General features: G+C 70.0%; 15 protein-coding genes. All 15 read right to left on the bottom strand.

Going from position 1 to position 18,207, the window contains the following annotated elements; translation table 11 throughout:
- Window positions 1–95: 95 nt before the first annotated feature.
- Window positions 96–3,560 carry a DNA polymerase III subunit alpha gene (gene dnaE, locus F9B98_RS00410; protein ID WP_412177031.1) on the bottom strand — a complete coding sequence of 1,155 codons (3,465 nt, stop codon included), beginning with the start codon at window positions 3,558–3,560 and terminating at the stop codon, window positions 96–98.
- Window positions 3,561–3,783: 223 nt separating this feature from the next.
- Window positions 3,784–4,707, bottom strand: coding sequence for an RluA family pseudouridine synthase (locus F9B98_RS00415; protein WP_150951460.1), 924 nt, complete (start codon window positions 4,705–4,707; stop codon window positions 3,784–3,786).
- Between the two features lies 1 nt (window position 4,708).
- On the bottom strand, window positions 4,709–5,293 hold the full coding sequence (gene lspA / locus F9B98_RS00420) for a signal peptidase II (RefSeq protein ID WP_150951462.1): 585 nt from the start codon (window positions 5,291–5,293) through the stop codon (window positions 4,709–4,711).
- Between the two features lie 9 nt (window positions 5,294–5,302).
- Window positions 5,303–5,923 carry a DivIVA domain-containing protein gene (locus F9B98_RS00425; protein ID WP_150951464.1) on the bottom strand — a complete coding sequence of 207 codons (621 nt, stop codon included), beginning with the start codon at window positions 5,921–5,923 and terminating at the stop codon, window positions 5,303–5,305.
- Between the two features lie 133 nt (window positions 5,924–6,056).
- On the bottom strand, window positions 6,057–6,359 hold the full coding sequence (locus F9B98_RS00430; protein WP_056227755.1) for a YggT family protein: 303 nt from the start codon (window positions 6,357–6,359) through the stop codon (window positions 6,057–6,059).
- A gap of 2 nt (window positions 6,360–6,361) precedes the next feature.
- Complete coding sequence (locus F9B98_RS00435; protein WP_150951466.1) at window positions 6,362–6,832, bottom strand: cell division protein SepF; 471 nt, start codon at window positions 6,830–6,832, stop codon at window positions 6,362–6,364.
- 31 nt (window positions 6,833–6,863) lie between these two features.
- Window positions 6,864–7,550, bottom strand: a complete 687-nt coding sequence (locus tag F9B98_RS00440; RefSeq protein WP_150951468.1) for a YggS family pyridoxal phosphate-dependent enzyme — start codon at window positions 7,548–7,550, stop codon at window positions 6,864–6,866.
- A gap of 65 nt (window positions 7,551–7,615) precedes the next feature.
- Window positions 7,616–8,803 (bottom strand): cell division protein FtsZ, encoded by a 1,188-nt coding sequence (gene ftsZ, locus F9B98_RS00445; RefSeq protein WP_074694330.1) that lies wholly within the window; start codon window positions 8,801–8,803, stop codon window positions 7,616–7,618.
- Window positions 8,804–8,954: 151 nt separating this feature from the next.
- On the bottom strand, window positions 8,955–9,887 hold the full coding sequence (locus tag F9B98_RS00450; RefSeq protein WP_225310166.1) for an FtsQ-type POTRA domain-containing protein: 933 nt from the start codon (window positions 9,885–9,887) through the stop codon (window positions 8,955–8,957).
- 2 nt (window positions 9,888–9,889) lie between these two features.
- A complete protein-coding gene (gene murC / locus F9B98_RS00455; RefSeq protein ID WP_150951472.1) occupies window positions 9,890–11,296 on the bottom strand; it encodes a UDP-N-acetylmuramate--L-alanine ligase in 1,407 nt (468 codons plus the stop codon).
- 449 nt (window positions 11,297–11,745) lie between these two features.
- The gene (locus tag F9B98_RS00460; protein WP_150951474.1) at window positions 11,746–12,819 is read right to left on the bottom strand and encodes a UDP-N-acetylglucosamine--N-acetylmuramyl-(pentapeptide) pyrophosphoryl-undecaprenol N-acetylglucosamine transferase; all 1,074 of its coding nucleotides are present in this window, start codon (window positions 12,817–12,819) and stop codon (window positions 11,746–11,748) included.
- Window positions 12,820–12,868: 49 nt separating this feature from the next.
- The gene (ftsW, locus tag F9B98_RS00465) at window positions 12,869–14,122 is read right to left on the bottom strand and encodes a putative lipid II flippase FtsW (protein WP_150951476.1); all 1,254 of its coding nucleotides are present in this window, start codon (window positions 14,120–14,122) and stop codon (window positions 12,869–12,871) included.
- Between the two features lie 10 nt (window positions 14,123–14,132).
- Window positions 14,133–15,650, bottom strand: a complete 1,518-nt coding sequence (murD, locus tag F9B98_RS00470; RefSeq protein ID WP_150951478.1) for a UDP-N-acetylmuramoyl-L-alanine--D-glutamate ligase — start codon at window positions 15,648–15,650, stop codon at window positions 14,133–14,135.
- Entirely contained in the window at window positions 15,647–16,753 is a 1,107-nt protein-coding gene (gene mraY, locus F9B98_RS00475; RefSeq protein WP_150951480.1) for a phospho-N-acetylmuramoyl-pentapeptide-transferase, read from the bottom strand. The genes murD and mraY overlap by 4 nt, the downstream gene beginning before the upstream one ends.
- Entirely contained in the window at window positions 16,750–18,162 is a 1,413-nt protein-coding gene (locus F9B98_RS00480; protein ID WP_150951482.1) for a UDP-N-acetylmuramoyl-tripeptide--D-alanyl-D-alanine ligase, read from the bottom strand. Before F9B98_RS00480 ends, mraY begins: the two co-directional genes overlap by 4 nt.
- Window positions 18,163–18,207 lie beyond the last annotated feature (45 nt).

An 18,207-nucleotide genomic window follows, 5' to 3' on the forward strand; every position in this document is an offset into this window, starting at 1 on the left:
TCCAGCATCCGCTGGGGTTGCAACGCGCCGCGAAGGCGCGCCGGTCGCGCGCGCTCGCACGCGCACGGCGGTCACGCGTGAGGAACGCGCGCCGGTCAGCCGAGGCAGTTCGGGCCGAGGAGGCCCTTGAGCTCGCCGAACAGGTCGGCGGTGACCCGGACGGGCATCGGCACCTCGAACACCTTGGCGGTTCCGCCTTTGTGCAGCTTGAGGACGACCTCGGTCGACCCGGAATGCCGGCGCAGCATCTGCGCGAGCTCGCCCACGAGGGCCTCGTTGGCGCGCTGCTCCGGAACGACGAGGGTCAGCCCGCCCGCGTCGTCGAGTCCTTCGAGGTCGGGGGCGAAGGCGCTCTGCGCGTGCAGGTTCAGGCCGTCGTCGCGGCGCGACACCCTGCCGCGCACCACGAGGATCGAGTCTCCCTGCAGGATCGGCGCGAACTCCGCGTAGGTCTTGCCCATGAACATCACGGTCACCTCGCCGTTGAAGTCCTCGACGGTGACCATGCCGTAAGGGTTGCCGCTCTGCTTCGCGACACGGTGCTGGACGCTGGTGAGCAGGCCGGCCACCGTGACCTGGTCGCCGTCCTGGACGTCTTCCGAGGCGAGCAGATCGTGGATCGACGTCGACGCGTGCTTCGCGAGAGGCACCTCGAGACCGGCCAGCGGGTGATCGGAGACGTAGAGACCGAGCATCTCGCGCTCGAACGCGAGCTTGTCCTTCTTCGTCCACTCGGGTCGCTCGGGGACCTTCTCGACCTGCTGCGGCTCGTCCCACAGCGAGTCGAAGTCGAACCCCACCTCGCCGTTCGCCTCGCGACGCTTGTCGAGCACGGCGCCTTCACAGGCGTCCTCGTGGATCTCGACGAGGGCGCGGCGCGTGGAGCCGAGGGAGTCGAAGGCCCCGGCCTTGATGAGGGATTCCACGGTGCGCTTGTTGGCCACGTGCATCGGCACCTTCGACAGGAAGTCGTGGAACGAGGTGTACTTGGCATCCTGTCTCGCCGAGACGATCCCGTCGACGACGTTCGTTCCGACGTTGCGGACCGCGCCGAGGCCGAAGCGGATGTCTTCGCCGACGGCGGCGAAGAAGCGGATCGACTCGTTGACGTCGGGCGGGAGCACCTTGATGCCCATGCGACGACATTCGTTGAGGTACACCGCCATCTTGTCTTTCGAGTCGCCGACGCTCGTGAGCAGGGCCGCCATGTACTCGGCGGGGTAATGCGCCTTGAGGTACGCGGTCCAGTACGACACGAGACCGTAAGCGGCGGTGTGCGCCTTGTTGAAGGCATAGTCGGCGAACGACTCGAGCACCTTCCACAGCGTCTGCTGCGCGACCTCGCCGTATCCGCGCTCGGTCATGCCGCCGAAGAAGATCTCTTTCTGCTTGTCGAGCTCGCTCTTCTTCTTCTTACCCATCGCTCGCCGCAGCAGGTCGGCCTGACCGAGGGTGTACCCGGCGACGCGCTGGGCGACCGCCATCACCTGCTCCTGGTAGACGATCAGGCCGTACGTGGTGTCGAGGATGTCGGCAAGCGGTTCTTCGAGCTCGGGGTGGATCGGCTCGATCTCCTGCTGCTTGTTCTTGCGCAGCGCGTAATTGATGTGCGAGTTCACGCCCATGGGGCCCGGGCGGTACAGCGCGAGCACCGCCGAGATGTCCTCGAAGTTGTCGGGACGCATGAGGCGCAGCAGCGACCGCATCGGCCCACCGTCGAGCTGGAACACACCCAGGGTGTCGCCGCGGGCGAGCAGCTCGTACGACGCGGGGTCGTCGAGAGCGAGGTCTTCGAGCACGAGGGGGTGGCCGCGGTTGGCCTCGATGTTGTCGAGGGCGTCGTTGATGATGGTGAGGTTGCGCAGCCCCAGGAAGTCCATCTTGATCAGGCCGAGCGACTCGCACGCGGGGTAGTCGAACTGCGTGACGATCTGGCCGTCCTGCTCGCGCCGCATGATCGGGATGATGTCGATGAGAGGCTCGCTCGACATGATCACCCCGGCCGCGTGCACGCCCCACTGGCGCTTGAGGTTCTCGAGCCCCAGGGCGGTGTCGAACACCGTCTTGGCCTCGGCGTCGGTCTCGATGAGGGTGCGGAACTCGCTCGCCTCTTTGTACCGGGGGTGCTCGGGGTTGAACATGCCGTCGAGCGGCATGTCTTTGCCCATCACGGCCGGGGGCATGGCCTTGGTGAGGCGGTCTCCCATGCTGAAGGGGAAGCCCAGCACGCGTCCGGCGTCTTTCAGGGCCTGCTTGGCCTTGATCGTGCCGTAAGTCACGATCTGGGCGACGCGCTCGTCGCCGTACTTCTCGGTCACGTACTGGATGACCTCGCCGCGACGGCGGTCGTCGAAGTCGACGTCGAAGTCGGGCATGGAGACGCGGTCGGGGTTGAGGAAGCGCTCGAAGATCAGACCGTGCTGCAGCGGGTCGAGGTCGGTGATCTTCATCGCGTACGCGACCATCGACCCGGCACCCGACCCACGACCGGGGCCGACGCGGATGCCGTTCTTCTTGGCCCAGTTGATGAAGTCGGCCACGACGAGGAAGTAGCCGGGGAACCCCATCTGCAGGATCACGTCGGTCTCGTACTCGGCCTGCTTGCGCACGGCATCCGGGATGCCGCCGGGGTAGCGGTCATGCAGGCCGTTCTCGACCTCTTTGATCATCCAGCTGCCCTCGGTCTCGCCGTCGGGCACCGGGAAGCGCGGCATGTAGTTGGCCGAGGTGTCGAACGCGACGTCGCAGCGCTCGGCGATCAGCAGCGTGTTGTCGCACGCCTCGGGGTGGTCGCGGAACACCTGGCGCATCTCGGCGGGTGACTTGACGTAGTAGCCGTCACCGTCGAACTTGAAGCGCTTCGGGTCGTCGAGCGTCGAGCCGGACTGCACGCACAGCAGCGCCGCGTGGCTGGTGGCGTCGTGCTGGTGCGTGTAGTGGAGGTCGTTCGTGCCGACGAGAGGGATGCCGAGGTCTTTCGACAGCTTCAGCAGGTCGCCCATGACGCGTCGTTCGATCGACAGGCCGTGGTCCATGATCTCGGCGAAGTAGTTGTCTTTGCCGAAGATGTCCTGGAACTCGGCGGCCGCCGCCCGGGCGGCCTCGTACTGGCCGAGGCGCAAGCGCGTCTGCACCTCTCCCGAGGGGCACCCCGTCGTGGCGATCAAGCCCTTGCTGTACGTCTGCAGCAGCTCGCGGTCCATGCGGGGCTTGAAGTAGTACCCCTCCATGCTCGCCTTCGACGACAGGCGGAAGAGGTTGTGCATGCCCTGGGTCGTTTCGGACAGCAGGGTCATGTGCGTGTAGGCGCCCGAACCCGAGACGTCGTCGCTCTGCTGTTCGGGCGTGCCCCAGCGCACACGCGTCTTGTCGGCGCGGTGTGTTCCGGGTGTGACGTAGGCCTCGATGCCGATGATCGGCTTGATGCCCGCGTCTTTGGCCGTCTTGTAGAACTCGAACGCGGCGAAAGTGTTGCCGTGGTCGGTGACCGCGATGGCCGGCATGCCCTGTTTCACGGCCTCTTGGACCATCGGACCGATGCGGGCCGCGCCGTCGAGCATCGAGTACTCGCTGTGCACGTGAAGGTGAACGAAGGAGTCTGCTGCCACGCGTCGAGTCTACGTTCGGCCTCCGACATCGACCCCTCGATGTTCGCGGCGGACTCCCGGCTCACCCGCGTTCGCCGGGCGCGTCGGCGTCGACCGTGGCTGCCACCACGGCGTGTCGCCCGAGCCCGGGATCGACTGCGCCGGAGCCGCGCGCGCGACACCGTCTGCGGCGGGGTCAGACGCCGTCGGACAGCAGCTCGAGCGCGTGCGCCAGATCGGCGGGATAGGGCGAGGCGAACTCGACCCACTCCCCCGTGCCGGGATGCGTGAAGGCCAGCCGGTGCGCATGCAGCCACTGACGGGTGAGCCCGAGCCGCGCCGACAGGGTGGGGTCGGCGCCGTACAGGGGGTCACCGGCGCAGGGGTGGCGGTGGGCGGCCATGTGCACGCGGATCTGGTGCGTGCGCCCGGTCTCGAGGTGGATCTCGAGCAGCGACGCGCGGGGGAACGCCTCGAGCGTCTCGTAGTGGGTCACGGAGTCTTTGCCGTCGGGCGTCACGGCGAATTTCCACGAGTGATGCGGATGCCGACCGATCGGCGCGTCGATGGTTCCGGAGAGCGGGTCGGGGTGGCCCTGGACGACCGCGTGGTAGATCTTGTCGACCTCGCGCTCCTTGAAGGCGCTCTTGAGCAGCGTGTACGCCCGCTCGGTCTTGGCCACCACCATGAGCCCGCTCGTGCCGGCATCGAGCCGGTGCACGACGCCGCGCCGTTCGGCGGGGCCGCTCGTGGCGATGCGGAACCCGGCCGCCGCGAGGGCGCCGAGCACGGTCGGGCCCTCCCACCCCACGGAGGGGTGGGCGGCGACGCCCGCGGGCTTGTCAACCACGACGATGTCGTCGTCGTCGTGCACGATGCCGAGGTCCGGCACCTCGACCGGCACGATCTCGGGATCGCGCTTGGGCTCCCACTCGACGCTCAACCAGGTGCCGGCGCGCAGGCGGTCGGAGCGCCCGGCCACCCGGCCGTCGACGCTCACGCCGCCGGCGTCGGCCACCTCGGCCGCGAATGTGCGCGAGAAGCCGAGCATCTTCGCCAGGCCCTGGTCGATGCGTGTTCCGTCGAGCCCGTCGGGGACGGGCAAGCTGCGCGACTCCATGTCAGCGGGCACCCGGGTCGGCGGGCGTCTCGACGTCACCGTCGGCGGCCTCCGCGGCAGCGCGCGAGGCCTTCGTCTCACGCGTTCCGTCGAGCTTGAGGCCGACGAGCACGAGCACCGCCACCGAGATCATCATCGTGACGATGAACATGTCGGCCACGTTGTAGATCGCGGGCATCATCCAGGGCGTCGAGATGAAGTCGACGACGTGGCCCACGGGGAAGCCGGGCTCGCGGATCAGTCGGTCGGTGAGGTTGCCGAGCACACCGCCGAGGAGGAGTCCCAGCACGATGGCCCACGCGCGGGAACGCACGCGACGCACACCGAGATACACGATCACGCACGCGACCACCGCGAGAGCGATGGTGAACACCCACGTGACGCCCTCGCCGAGCGAGAACGCCGCACCGGGGTTGCGGACGAGGTAGAACTGCAGGAAGTCGCCGAGGACCGGGACGACGCGCTCCGAGGGGAGGTTCGCGATCGCGGCGTTCTTCGCCAACTGGTCGGCGGCCAGCACCAGCACCGCGAGGATCGCGATGGTGATGCCGGCCGCCGCCGTACGCAGAGGAGGTCGACTGCGCAAAGAGTCGGCCTACAGACCGATCGCCGACACCGGCGTCGAGCCCGAGGACGTCGCGGTGGTGTCGAGGTCGCGGAGCTGACCCTCGATGTAGGAACGCAGCTGCGAACGGTAGTCGCGCTCGAAGTTGCGCAGCTCGGTGATGCGGCCCTCGAGCGTCGTACGCTCCTTCTCGAGACGGGCGCGCTCTTCGCGGCCCTTCTGCTCGGCCTCGGCGACGATGGATGCCGCCTGAGCCTGCGCCTCGCCGATGAGCTGGTCGCGCTGGGCCTTACCCTCGGCGACGTGCTCGTCGTGCAGGCGCTGGGCCAGCTCGATGATCCCGGCGCTCTGGGCGGCGGGCTCGGCGTCGTTCGACGGGGCGGAGGCGACGGGGGCCGGGGCGGGCGCCTCGGCGACGACCGGCTCCTCGGCCTTGGGGGCCTCGGCGGGCTTCTCGGCGGCGGCCGGAGCGGCCTCTCCGGACTCGTAGGCCGCGAGCTTCGTCTTCAGCTCTTCGTTCTCGGCGATCGTCTTGCGCCACTCGACGACGATCTCGTCGAGGAAGTCGTCGACCTCGTCGGGGTCGAAGCCCTCCTTGAAGCGCACGTGCTGGAACTGCTTGGTGACGACGTCATCGGGGGTCAGTGCCATGGTGTTTCCTCTTTCGAGAGCTCTGAGGTCGGAACTAATGGGGGTGTCGCACCGGGGCGTACCGCTTCGGAACAGCATAGCCGCCGCCCTTCACCGGTGTCGAAGATCACGGGTGTAGAAGCGGCGGCGGGAATCACACGGCCGCGAGGGACCGGGTGACGCTGAGCAGCATGAAGCAGACGAACATTACGATCGCGAAACCGAAGTCGATCGCGATCCCCCCGATGCGAAGGGGCGGGATGAAGCGACGGATCAGCTTGATGGGCGGGTCCGTCACGGTGTACACGATCTCTGCCAGAACCAGGGTGACGCCGCGCGGGCGCCACTCCCGGTTGAACATCGGGATGTACTCGAGCACGAGGCGCGCGAGCAGCAGCACGATGAAGATGAACAGGACCGCGCTGAGGATGGAGCCGACGAGGCTCAGAACGGCCACTGTTACTGGGACGCGAAGGGCGCAGCCTCGGGATCGGCCTGCGCGATCGCACCGTCGCCGGAGACGGCGATGTTCTCGGGCGAGAGCAGGAAGACCTTGCTCGTCACCCGCTCGATGCGGCCGTACAGCCCGAGCGAGAGTCCGCTCGCGAAGTCGATCAGGCGGCGCGCGTCGGCGTCGCTCATCTGCGACAGGTTGATGATGACCGGGATCCCCTCGCGGAAGTTCTCGGCGATCGTCTGCGCGTCGCGGTACTGCTTGGGGTGCACCGTGAGGATCTCGCTCACGGGTCCGGCCGTGGGCTGTCGCACCACGGCGGGACGGTGCAGGGGGGTCACCGGCGCGGCCTTCTCGAGGGGAGCGGCAGCCGCGGGCTGCTTGCGCGCGATGGGCTGCGGCGCGGTCTCCTCATAGGTCTCTTCCTCGTCGGCGAGGCCCAGGTACACCATCGTCTTCTTGAGGGGGTTCGACATCGCATCCTCCGTTCGCTCGTCTGGTTTGAGGCTAGTCGCGCGGGGGCCGCGGGCCCGTGATTGCAGAGCCGATCCGCAGGTGTGTCGCGCCCATTGCGATGGCTTCGGGGAAATCTCCGGTCATCCCCGCCGAGATCCACCGCGCGTCGGCGACGACCGAGCGCACCGCGTCGGCGCTTCGACGCAGTCGCTCGAACGCCCGAGCCGGTTCCTCGTCGAGCGGAGCGACGGCCATGACGCCGCGCAGGCGCAGCGTCGACAGGCCCGCGACGTGCTGAGCCAGCTCCTCCACAGCTGCGGGGGCGACTCCCCCGCGCCCCGGATCATCGGTGAGGTTCACCTGCACGAGCACGTCGAGCAGATCGCCCTCGGCGCCGGCCGCGTGCAGCGCGTCGGCGATGCGCGACCGGTCGACGGAGTGCACGGCATCCGCCCCCGCCCGCACCGCGCGCGCTTTGTTCGTCTGGGCTTGGCCGATGAAGTGCCAGGTGAGATCCGGGATGCCGTCGAGCTCGGCGCGCTTGGCGGTGAGCTCCTGCTGCCGGTTCTCGCCGACGTGCCGCACGCCCAGGGCGTACAGATCGGAGACGAGGGATGCCGGATGGAACTTCGTCACCACGATGCGCGTGATCTCGCCGGGATCGCGGTCGGCGGCGACGGCCGCGTCGCGGATGCGCTCGTCGACGGCGGCGAGGCGGTCGGCCAGGGCGGTGTCCATGCTGCTCCTTCGACGACGAGAGCGGGCCCGGTGGAGACCGGACCCGCTCGTCGTACCGTTCGCTCTTACTTCAGGAAGTCGGGCACGTCGAGGTCGTCGTCGGCGTAGCCGCCGTCGTACGAGGTCTCGGGCACACGCGCGGTGACCGGCGCGGGCTCGGGGCGACGCTCGGGGGCGCGCTCGGTCGCGGCCTTCTGCTCCTCGGCCGCGTCGAGGTCGCGGGCGACGTCATCGGCGGGGATGACGGGGACCACGGGCGCCGAGACCGGGCGCTGGGCGCCGACCGCATCGATGCGCAGCGAGGGCTCGCCCCCGTCGAAGCCCGCGGCGATGACGGTGACGCGCACCTCGTCGCCGAGGGTGTCGTCGATGACCGTACCGAAGATGATGTTGGCCTCGGGGTGCGCCGCCTCTTTCACCAGCTGCGCGGCGTCGTTGATCTCGAAGATGCCGAGGTTCGATCCACCCTGGATCGACAGCAGCACGCCGTGCGCACCCTCGATCGACGCCTCGAGCAGGGGCGATTCGACCGCGAGCTCGGCGGCCTTGATGGCGCGGTCGGCACCCCGAGAGGAGCCGATACCCATGAGGGCCGAGCCTGCACCTTGCATGACCGACTTGACGTCGGCGAAGTCGAGGTTGATGAGGCCGGGGGTCGTGATGAGGTCGGTAATGCCCTGGACACCCGCGAGCAGCACCTGGTCGGCGGTCGCGAAGGCCTCGATCATCGAAATGCCGCGGTCGCTGATCTCGAGCAGGCGGTCGTTGGGGACGACGATGAGGGTGTCGACCTCTTCCTTCAGGCGCTGCACCCCGCCCTCGGCCTGGCTCTGGCGACGGCGGCCTTCGAACGAGAACGGCTTGGTGACGACACCGATGGTCAGAGCACCGATCGACTTGGCGATCTTGGCGACCACCGGGGCACCGCCGGTGCCCGTGCCGCCGCCCTCGCCCGCGGTGACGAAGACCATGTCGGCACCGCGCAGGGCCTCTTCGATCTCTTCCGCGTGGTCCTCGGCGGCGCGTCGACCGACCTCGGGGTCGGCGCCGGCACCGAGACCGCGGGTCAGCTCACGACCGACGTCGAGCTTGACGTCGGCGTCGCTCATCAGCAGCGCCTGCGCGTCGGTGTTGATCGCGATGAACTCCACGCCGCGCAGGCCGAGCTCGATCATGCGGTTGACGGCGTTGACGCCGCCCCCGCCCACACCGACGACCTTGATCACGGCGAGGTAGTTCTGGTTGTGGCTCATGCCGGCCTCCGTTTGTCCCCGAACCCGAAACTCTAAACCTCATGTTGAGGGTTAAAGAATTGCCCGGTATGCAATTCCTTAGCTCGAAGGTATGCGGCCGATCCGACCCCGCCCGCCCGACACGCGGCGTGTTGGATTATCGCCTGGAAGATCAGCGGACGACGCCCGCCTCGGGCGAGGTCACGTCGTACTCCTTAGCCCGATCCGGCGGGCTCTTCTGCATGAGGCGGTCGAGGACGACGGCCTTCTCGGCCGAGCGGTCGGCGCTGCCCCACACGACCTTCGACCCCGACGCGCCCAGGGTGAGGGTCACGTCGTCGGGCGTCGAGGCCGAAACCGCCGTGATCTGCGAGCGGACGGCATCCGGCAGGGAGCGCACCACGCGGCCCGCGGCACGGAACGCGGCCGAGTCGGTGCCGCCCGTGATGTCGAGCACCGGTTGACCGGCCGGCGCGTCGGGCGTCGTCGACAGCGCGACACCCGCGGCATCCACCACCGTGAAACCGGCCGCGGACTGCATCGCCCCGATCGGGGTGCGCTCGACGATGCGCACCACGAGATCGTGGGGCGGACGGGCCTCGAGCGTGTACGACTCCACGAGCGGGAAGCGCACCAGCGCCGCCTTCACGGCGCTGTCGTCGACCATCGCCAGGGGAACGCCCACCTGGTCGCCCAGGGCCGCCGACACCGCGGCCGGATCCAGCTGCGAGGTGCCGACCACGTCGATCTTCTCCACCGCGAAAAGGGGGCTGTACGCCACGCCCGCCGTTCCCAGGGCCATCACGAGGAACGCCGAGATCACCCCGATCCAGATGTTCCGCCGGCGCCGTTGGCGCACGGTGAAGCGTCGCACCTCGGCCGACAGCGCCCGACGCCGGGCCCGCGAAGCGCGCCACACGTCGCGCAGCCCCGCTCCCCCGGCATCCGGGACCTCCGACGTCCACCCGACGTCGGAAGAGCGCGCGAGGGGCGTGACCCCCGCGGTGTCGTCGTCGGACTCCGGATGCCGCGGCGCCGAGGCCCGCGACGAGCCGGCGGGGCGGGCGGACTCCGGCGTCGACGGCAGGGGCGAGGGCCGCTTCACGCTCAGACCGCCGCGGCCTCGGTGCGGGACAGTGCCTCGAGCACCTGCGGGATGATCTGGTAGACGTTGCCGCATCCCAGGGTGATGACGTAGTCGCCGGGGCGGGCGATCCGGGCCGTGTAGTCGGCCGCTGCCTGCCAGTCGGGCACGTAGTGCACGTGCGCGGGGTCGGCGAAGGCGCCGCTGACCAGCTCGCCGGTCACTCCGGGCACGGGGTCTTCGCGCGCGCCGTACACGTCGAGCATGACGGTGTGATCGGCGTGGGTCTCGAGCACCTCGGCGAACTCGCGGTACATCTCCTGCGTGCGCGAATAGGTGTGCGGCTGCTGGATCGCGATGATGCGCCCCTCGCCGACGACCGTGCGCGCGGCGGACAGAGCCGCGGCGACCTCGGTGGGGTGGTGCGCGTAGTCGTCGTAGACGCTGACGCCCTGCTGCACCCCGTGCAGCTCGAAACGGCGAACCGTGCCGCCGAAGCCCTCGACGGCGCGGGCGGCGTCGGCGAGCGAGTGTCCGAGCACGCGGAGCACGGCGACCGCGCCCGCGGCGTTGACCGCGTTGTGGGCACCGGGCACGCGCAGCTGCACCTCGACGCTCTCGCCCGCGGCGGTGAGGGTGAAGGCGACGGGACCATCGGTGCGGATGCCGCTGAGTCGCACGTCGGCGGCCGCGTCTTCGCCGAAGGTCACGACGTTCGCGTGCGTGATGCGCTCGCGCACCGAGCGGGCTCCGGCGTCGTCGGATGAGATGACCACGGCTTCGCTCGCGGCATCCGCGAATCGGGCGAAGGCCGCGTCGAAGGCGTCGCGCGAGCCGTAGTGGTCGAGGTGGTCGGGGTCGACGTTGGTGATCAGGGCGACCGCCGTGTCGTACAGCTCGAAGGTGCCGTCGGACTCGTCGGCCTCGATGACGACGAGGTCGTCGGAGCCGGTGCCGCTCGAGGCGCCGAGGTCGGCGATGACTCCGCCGTTGACGAAAGTGGGGTCGACGTCGAGGGCGCGCAGGGCCGTGACGATCATGCCGGTCGAGGTGGTCTTGCCGTGCGCTCCGGCCACCGACACCAGGCGGCGCCCGCCGATGAGCCAGTGCAGCGCCTGCGAGCGGTGGATGACGTGCAGCCCGCGCTCCTTCGCCGTGACGAACTCGGGGTTCTCGGGCCAGATCGCGCCGGTGTGGACGACTGTGTCGGCGTCTCCGAGATGGGCCGCGTCGTGGCCCACGTGCACGGTCGCGCCGCGTGCGGCGAGGTCGCGCAGGGCGGCACTGTCGGAGCGGTCGGAGCCGGAGACCCGAATACCGCGGTCGAGGAACATGCGGGCGAGCCCGGACATGCCCGATCCCCCCACGCCGATGAAGTGCGCGGAGGAGATGGTCTCGGGGATGGGGAGGCTCAGGTCGGGTCTGATCATGGCGTAGCGAGTTTACGTCGCCGATCCTGCGCGTCCGCCTCGGCGCGCTGGGCGGGGCGGGGTGTGGGGCCACCGCCGGTCACCGGGACAGGGGCATGTCACCGCAACAGGCCGAAATGCCGGCGATCGGCCTGTTCTCGTGGCATCCCCTGTTCTCGGCGCACGCCGGGCGGCAGCGCTCCGGCGCGACGTCGCCTCGGCACACCCGTCACCGGGACAGGGGCATGTCACCGCAACAGGCCGCAATTCCGACGATCGGCCTGTTCTCGTGGCATCCCCTGTTCTCGGCGCACGCCGGGCGGCAGCGGTCCGGCGCGACGTCGCCTCGGCACACCCGTCACCGGGACAGGGGCATGTCACCGCAACAGGCCGAAATTTCGACGATCGGCCTGTTCTCGTGGCATCCCCTGTTCTCGGCGCACGCCGGGAGACGGCGCGAAGCCGCCGCGTCAGCGCGCGAGGGCCGCGTCGACGAGGGCGATCACGTTCTCGGTCCCGGTCCGGATGCCGGTGCGCGCCGCCGCGTCGCGCATCGCGGTCCGCCGCGGCTCGTCGGCGAGCAGGGGCACGATGTCGGTGCGGACGCGCTCGGGCGTGAGGTCGGCGTCGGCGATGAGCAGGGCCGCGCCCGCGCGCACGGCGGCGGCGGCGTTGAGGCTCTGCTCGCCGTTGCCGACCGCGTAGGGGACGTAGACGGCGGGGATGCCGAGGGCGTTGATCTCGCTGACGGTCGCCGCCCCCGAGCGCGAGACGACGAAGTCGGCGAGGGCGAAGGCGAGGTCCATGCGGTCGACGTAGCGGACCACGGCGTACCCCTCGACGCCCGGGTCGGGCAGGTCGGAGTTCTGCCCGGTCACGTGCAGCAGCTGCCACCCGGCGTCGAGCACGTCGCGCCACGCTCCGCCGAACGCGGTGTTCAGGCGCAGGGCGCCGAGCGATCCGCCGAAGACCAGGAGGGTGGGGCGCGCGGCATCGAGACCGAAATGGGCCGCCGCCTCGGCGCGCAGGGCCGGGGCGTCGAGCTCGACGATCTCGCGGCGCAGCGGCATCCCGACCTCTCGGGCTCCGCGCAGCGGCGTCCCCTCGAAGGCCACGCCGACCCCCGCAGCCGCTCGCGCACCGAGGACGTTGGCCAACCCCGGCTTCGCGTTGGCCTCGTGCACGACGAACGGCACGCGTTCGCGCCGCGCCGCGACGTAGGCCGGGGCCGCCGCGTACCCGCCGAACCCGACCACGACGTCGACCCCGCGCGAGCGGATGAGGCGACGCACGTGGGCGACCGCGCGCAGGAAGCGCACGGGGAACGCCGCGGCCGCGCCGTTCGGGCGGCGCGGGAAGGGGACCTTCGCGACCGTCAGCAGCTCGTAGCCGCGCAGCGGCACGAGGCGCGACTCCAGGCCCTCCCGCGTTCCGAGCACGAGGACGTCGGCCGAGGCGTCGCGGGCGCGCAGGCCGTCGGCGACGGCGAGCAGGGGGTTCACGTGCCCGGCGGTGCCACCGCCGGCGAGGAGGTAAGTCGTCACCGTTCGACCCTAACCAGGTCGGGCGGGGCCGCGAGGCAGGCGGAGGTTCTCAGCCGCGCGGACGTCGAGCGGATGCCGCAGCCCGGCGGACCGGGCGCGAGGGCGCCTCGGCGGCGGCACGGCGGTCGGGCAGAGTCCGCGCGCACGACAGCAGCACGCCGCAGCCGATCAGGACGGACAGCAGCGAGGTGCCGCCCTGCGACATGAAGGGCAGCGGCACGCCCAGCACCGGGAACACGCGCAGCACAACGGCGACGTTGACCATCGCCTGTCCGACGATCCAGATCGTGATCCCGCCCGCGACGATCCGCACGAACGGGTCGTCGGTGCGCCGGATGATGTGGAAGGCGCCGACGGCGAAGAGGCCGAAGAGCAGGAGGACGACGACGCAGCCGATGAGGCCGAGCTCCTCGCCCACGATCGCGAAGATGTAATCGTTCGCCGCGGCCGGCAGCCAGTCGTACTTCTCGGCGGAGTTGCCCAGGCCCACCCCGAAGATCCCGCCCGCGGCGAGGCCCCAGATGCCGTGCAGCGGCTGGTAGCAGTCGCCGAGGTAGTTCGCGAGGCAGTCCTGATCGAGGAAGCTCATGATGCGGCGCATGCGATCGGCGCTCGTGATGGCGAACAGCGCGACCGCTCCCAGCGCGCCGATCGCCGGCAGCACGAAGATGCGCAGCTTGACGCCCGAGAAGAACAGCGCTCCCAGCAGCACGAGCACGAGGATCATCGTGGTGCCGAGGTCTTTACCGCCCATGACGGTTCCCATGACCAGCGCCGACACCGGCACGATCGGGATGAACACGTGCCGCCAGTCCCCCAGCAGGGTCTGCTTGCGATAGAGGACGTACCCGAGCCACAGGGCGAGGGCGAGTTTGAGGAACTCCGCGGGCTGCGCCTGGATACCGGCGAGGTTGATCCAGTTGCGGTTGCCGTTCGCCGAGATGCCCAGGGGCGTGAACACCAGCAACTGGAACAGGGTCGCGGCGATCAGCGCCGGCCACGCCATGCGCTTCCAGAAACGCAAGGGCGCTCGGCTCAGGACGAACATGAGAGGGATGCCGACGACGGCGAAGATCCCCTGCTTGAGCACGTGGTCGAAGGGGCTCTGAGCGCCGTCGAGGGCCGAGGTCGCCGAAAGCACCATGACCAGCCCGAAACCGGTCAGCAGGAGCGCGGCCGAAGTGATCAGCAGGAACTCGCTCGGCACGGGGCGGAAGGCCTTCCCGAGCGAGACGCGGGCCGCGAGGCCGGCGCGAGCGGGCTCGTCGGGGCTCTGCCGCGGAGGAGGCGCCGTCGTGGTCACGCGAGTCCCCTCAGTCGTGCGGTCGAGAATCTCCGTCGTGGCCCGCGATCCACGTCCGCACCGCTTCGGCGAACTGGTCGCCGCGGTCGGAGTAGGACGAGAACTGATCGAAGGATGCCGCCGCGGGAGCCAGGAGAACGGTGTCTCCGTCCCGGGCCACACCCGCCGCCAGTTCGACGACCCGGGCCATGACGTCTTCAGTCTCGGCGTGGTCGACCTCGAACAGCGGCACCGCCGGGGCGTGTCGCCCGAACGCCGCCACGATCTCGTCGCGCTCGGTGCCGATCACGATCGCCGCGCGCACCGAGGTGCCGCGCGCGCGGACGAGGTCGCCGAGATCGACGCCCTTGAGCAGCCCCCCGACCACCCACACCGCGCCGGGGTAGGCCGCGAGCGACGAGGCCGCGGCGTGCGGGTTCGTCGCCTTCGAATCGTCGACCCAGGTGACGCCGAGGTGGGCCCCGACGATCTGGATGCGGTGCGGGTCGAGGCGGAAGCGCTCGAGCGTGTCGTGGATGTGGGCCGGTGTCGCTCCGAGCGAGCGCGCGAGAGCGGAGGCGGCGAGGATGTTCGCCACAACGTGGGGAGCCGCGAGTCCCCGTTCGGCGAGGTCGGCCACGGTCGTGAGCTCGAGGGCCGAGGTCGCGCGCTCCTCGAGGAAGGCGCGGTCGACCAGGATGCCGTCGACGACCCCGAGGTCGCTCGGACCGGGAACGCCCAGGTCGAAGCCGATGGCGCGCGCGCCCTCGACGACCTCGGCGTCTTCCACCATCTCGCGGGTGGCGGCGTCGGCCTTGTTGTACACGCACGCCACGCGCGTGCGGGCGTAGACCCCCGCCTTGGCCGCGCGATACGCGTCGGCTCCCCCGTGCCACTCGAGGTGGTCGTCGGCGAGGTTGAGGCACACCGCGGCGTGCGGTGACAGGGCGTCGGGCCCCGACTGCAGGTTGAGGTACCAGAGCTGGTGGCTCGACAGCTCGACGACGAACACGTCGAAGCCGCCCGGGTCGCGCACCGCGTCGAGCACCGGGGTCCCGATGTTGCCGACGGGAACCGCCCGCTGCCCCGCGGTCATGAGCATCTCGGCGGTGAGGCGGGTCGTGGTGGTCTTGCCGTTCGTGCCGGTGATCAGCACCCAGTCGGCGGGGCGCCCGTCGGGCCGCACGACCTTGTCGCGAACGCGCCACGCGAGTTCGACGTCGCCCCACAGCGCGATGCCCTGCTGCTGCGTCCACGCGATCACGGGGTGATGCGGGGGGAAGCCCGGGGATGCCACGACCACCTCGGGCGCGAAGTCGGCCATCGCGGCGGGCACGGTGTCGAGCGGGCCCTCGTGCAGGCTCACGCCCAGCACCGGAAGGAGGCGTGCGTACTCGGCATCCGCCCGCTCGGTCACCACGAGCACTTCGGCGCCGAGCTCGGCGAGGGTGTCCGCGACGGAGAATCCGGTCACCGACAGACCGAGCACGACGACGCGCAGGCCCTTCCAGTCGGCGTGCCAGCTGGTGAGAGTGGAGAGGTCGGTCATACGCGTGCAAGCCATTCGACGTAGAAGAATCCGATGCCCGAGACGGCGAGGAGGCCGGCGATGATCCACATGCGCACGACGATGGTGACCTCGGGCCACCCGCGCATCTCGAGGTGGTGGTGCAGGGGGCTCATGAGGAACAGCCGCTTGCCGCGGGTGACCTTGAAGTAGGCCCGTTGCAGGATCACGGAGCCCGACGCGATGACGTAGACGCCCGCGATGAGCACGAGCAGGATCTCGGTGCGGGTGAGGATGGCCATCGCGGCGATCACTCCGCCGATCGCCATCGAGCCGCAGTCGCCCATGAAGACCTTCGCCTTCGGGGCGTTCCACCACAGGAAGCCGACCAGGGCGCCGACGAACGACGCCGACACGATCGCGAGGTCGAAGGGGTCGCGCACCGCGTAGCAGCCGGCCTGGACCGTGGGGTCGAGCGCGTCGGCGCACATCTGCTTGTTCTGCCAGAACGCCATGAGGCTGTAGGCGCCCACCACGAAGATGCCCGAGCCCGCGGCGAGACCGTCGAGACCGTCGGCGACATTGACGGAGTTGGATGCCGCGGTGCCGATGAACGAGATCCACGCCAGGTACAGCAGCCAGCCGAGAATCGGGCCGAGGGCGAAGAGCGAGAGCACCTGGATGTCGCGGAAGACCGAGATGTACTCCGAGGCCGGGGTCTGCCCGATGCTGTTGGGGAAGTTGAGCGCGACGATCGCGAAGGGCACCGCCACGATGATCTGGCCGGCGATCTTGCGCCAGCCCGACAGGCCCAGGCTGTTCTGGTAGTGCACCTTCATGTAGTCGTCGATGAAGCCGACCACCCCGAAGCCGAGCATGAGCCACAGCACGAGAAGGCCCGAGATCGTCGGCGGGTTGTTCCCGGCGTACGAGCCGATGAAGTAGCCGACCATCGTGCCCAGGATGAAGATCGTGCCGCCCATGGTGGGCGTGCCGCGCTTGGCCCCGTGCGAGGGGTTGTGCACGTTCTCGGGCGTACGGATGACCTGACCCCAGCCCCACTTGCGGAACCATCGCAGGAACACCGGGGTGAGGAACAGGGTGAACGCGAGCGAGATCGCCGCCGCGGTCAGGAGGGATCTCACGCGAACAGCTCCCCGAGTCGGTCGCCGAGGTGCCGGAGCCCCGCCGAGTTGGACGACTTCACCAGGACGCGATCGCCGTCGCGGAGCTCGGTCGAGAGGTAGTCGAACGCCGCGTCGGCGTCGGCGAAGAAGACGGCCTCGCCGTCCCACGAGCCCTGGGCGATGGCCTCGAGGTACATGCGGCGCGCCTCGGGCCCGATGACGACGATGCGCTGGATGCGCAGGCGCACGGCGAGCAGGCCGACCCGGTCGTGCTCCTCGTCGGCGTACTCCCCCAGCTCGCTCATCGCACCGAGGACGGCGACCGTGCGCTCGTCGGGGCCGGTGATCTGGGCGAGGGTGCGAAGCGCCGCCGCCATCGAGTCGGGGCTGGCGTTGTAGGCGTCGTTGATGATGCGTACGCGGTCGGAGCCGAGGGGCTGCATGCGCCACCGCTCGGCGATCTCGACCGTCTCGAGGCGCGCGATCGCGTCGGCCGCGGTCACGCCGAGGGCGGTCGCCGCGGCGAGGGCGGCCAGGGCGTTCATCACGTGGTGCTCGCCGAGCACCCGCAGGGTCAGGGTGAAGGCTTCCCCGTCGACCAGGAGGTCGGCGCGGGTGCCGGATGCCGAGACCTCGACGTCGACGGCACGCACCTCGGCCCGCTCGCCCCGGCCGAACCACCGGACGTCCTGGCCGCGCTCGCGCGCGATGGGCTCCATGGCGGCCACGCGCGGGTCGTCGGCGTTGAGGACGGCGAGTCCGCGCTCGCGGGTGGCCTTCACCAGCTCGCTCTTGGCGTGGAAGGTCGATTCGATCCCGCCGAAGCCGCCGGCGTGGGCCATGCCCACCATCAGCACGACGCCGATGTCGGGGGTGACCAGACCCGCGAGACGCGCGATCGCGCCGGGGGCGCTCGCGCCGAACTCGCTCACGAGGAAGCGGGTGTCGTCCGTGACACGCAGCATCGTCAGCGGCGCGCCGACCTCGTTGTTGAACGAGGCTCGGGGTGCCACCGTCTCGCCCTCGTCCTCGAGGATGCGGGCGAGCAGGTTCTTGGTGGTGGTCTTGCCGTTGGAGCCCGTGATCCCCACGATCTTGAGGTCTCCGTGCGCGCGCACGCGCGCCACGACCTCGCGGGCCAGGTCGGCGAGGGCCGTCACCACGTCGGCGACGACGATCTGACTCACCGCGTCGTCGAGTTCGCGTTCGACGATCGCGAGGGCTGCCCCGCGCTCGACGGCGGTGCCGACGAAGAGGTGGCCGTCGGTGGTCTCGCCGGGCTTGGCGACGAAGATGCCGCCGGGCTCGATGAGGCGCGAGTCGGTGTCGACGAGACCCGAGACGAGGGTGTCGGGGGTGTCGTCACCGCGGACGACGAGCCGCCCGCCGAGCACGTCGGCGAGATGGGAGAGGCTGAGCGAGATCATTGCTGGGGGACGCCCTTTCCGGTCGCATTCGTTACCGAGACGAGA

Source organism: Microbacterium testaceum StLB037, from assembly GCF_008763945.1.
Classification (GTDB): domain Bacteria; phylum Actinomycetota; class Actinomycetes; order Actinomycetales; family Microbacteriaceae; genus Microbacterium; species Microbacterium testaceum_G.

Excerpts from the sequence above, each read along its gene's own strand:
- dnaE (WP_412177031.1), bottom strand. The coding sequence starts at position 3,560 with ATGCTCGACGGCGCGGCCCGCATCGGTCCGATGGTCCAAGAGGCCGTG.
- F9B98_RS00415 (WP_150951460.1), bottom strand. The coding sequence starts at position 4,707 with ATGGAGTCGCGCAGCTTGCCCGTCCCCGACGGGCTCGACGGAACACGC.
- F9B98_RS00425 (WP_150951464.1), bottom strand. The coding sequence starts at position 5,923 with ATGGCACTGACCCCCGATGACGTCGTCACCAAGCAGTTCCAGCACGTG.
- F9B98_RS00435 (WP_150951466.1), bottom strand. The coding sequence starts at position 6,832 with ATGTCGAACCCCCTCAAGAAGACGATGGTGTACCTGGGCCTCGCCGAC.
- F9B98_RS00440 (WP_150951468.1), bottom strand. The coding sequence starts at position 7,550 with ATGGACACCGCCCTGGCCGACCGCCTCGCCGCCGTCGACGAGCGCATC.
- ftsZ (WP_074694330.1), bottom strand. The coding sequence starts at position 8,803 with ATGAGCCACAACCAGAACTACCTCGCCGTGATCAAGGTCGTCGGTGTG.
- murC (WP_150951472.1), bottom strand. The coding sequence starts at position 11,296 with ATGATCAGACCCGACCTGAGCCTCCCCATCCCCGAGACCATCTCCTCC.
- murD (WP_150951478.1), bottom strand. The coding sequence starts at position 15,650 with ATGACCGACCTCTCCACTCTCACCAGCTGGCACGCCGACTGGAAGGGC.
- F9B98_RS00480 (WP_150951482.1), bottom strand. The coding sequence starts at position 18,162 with ATGATCTCGCTCAGCCTCTCCCATCTCGCCGACGTGCTCGGCGGGCGG.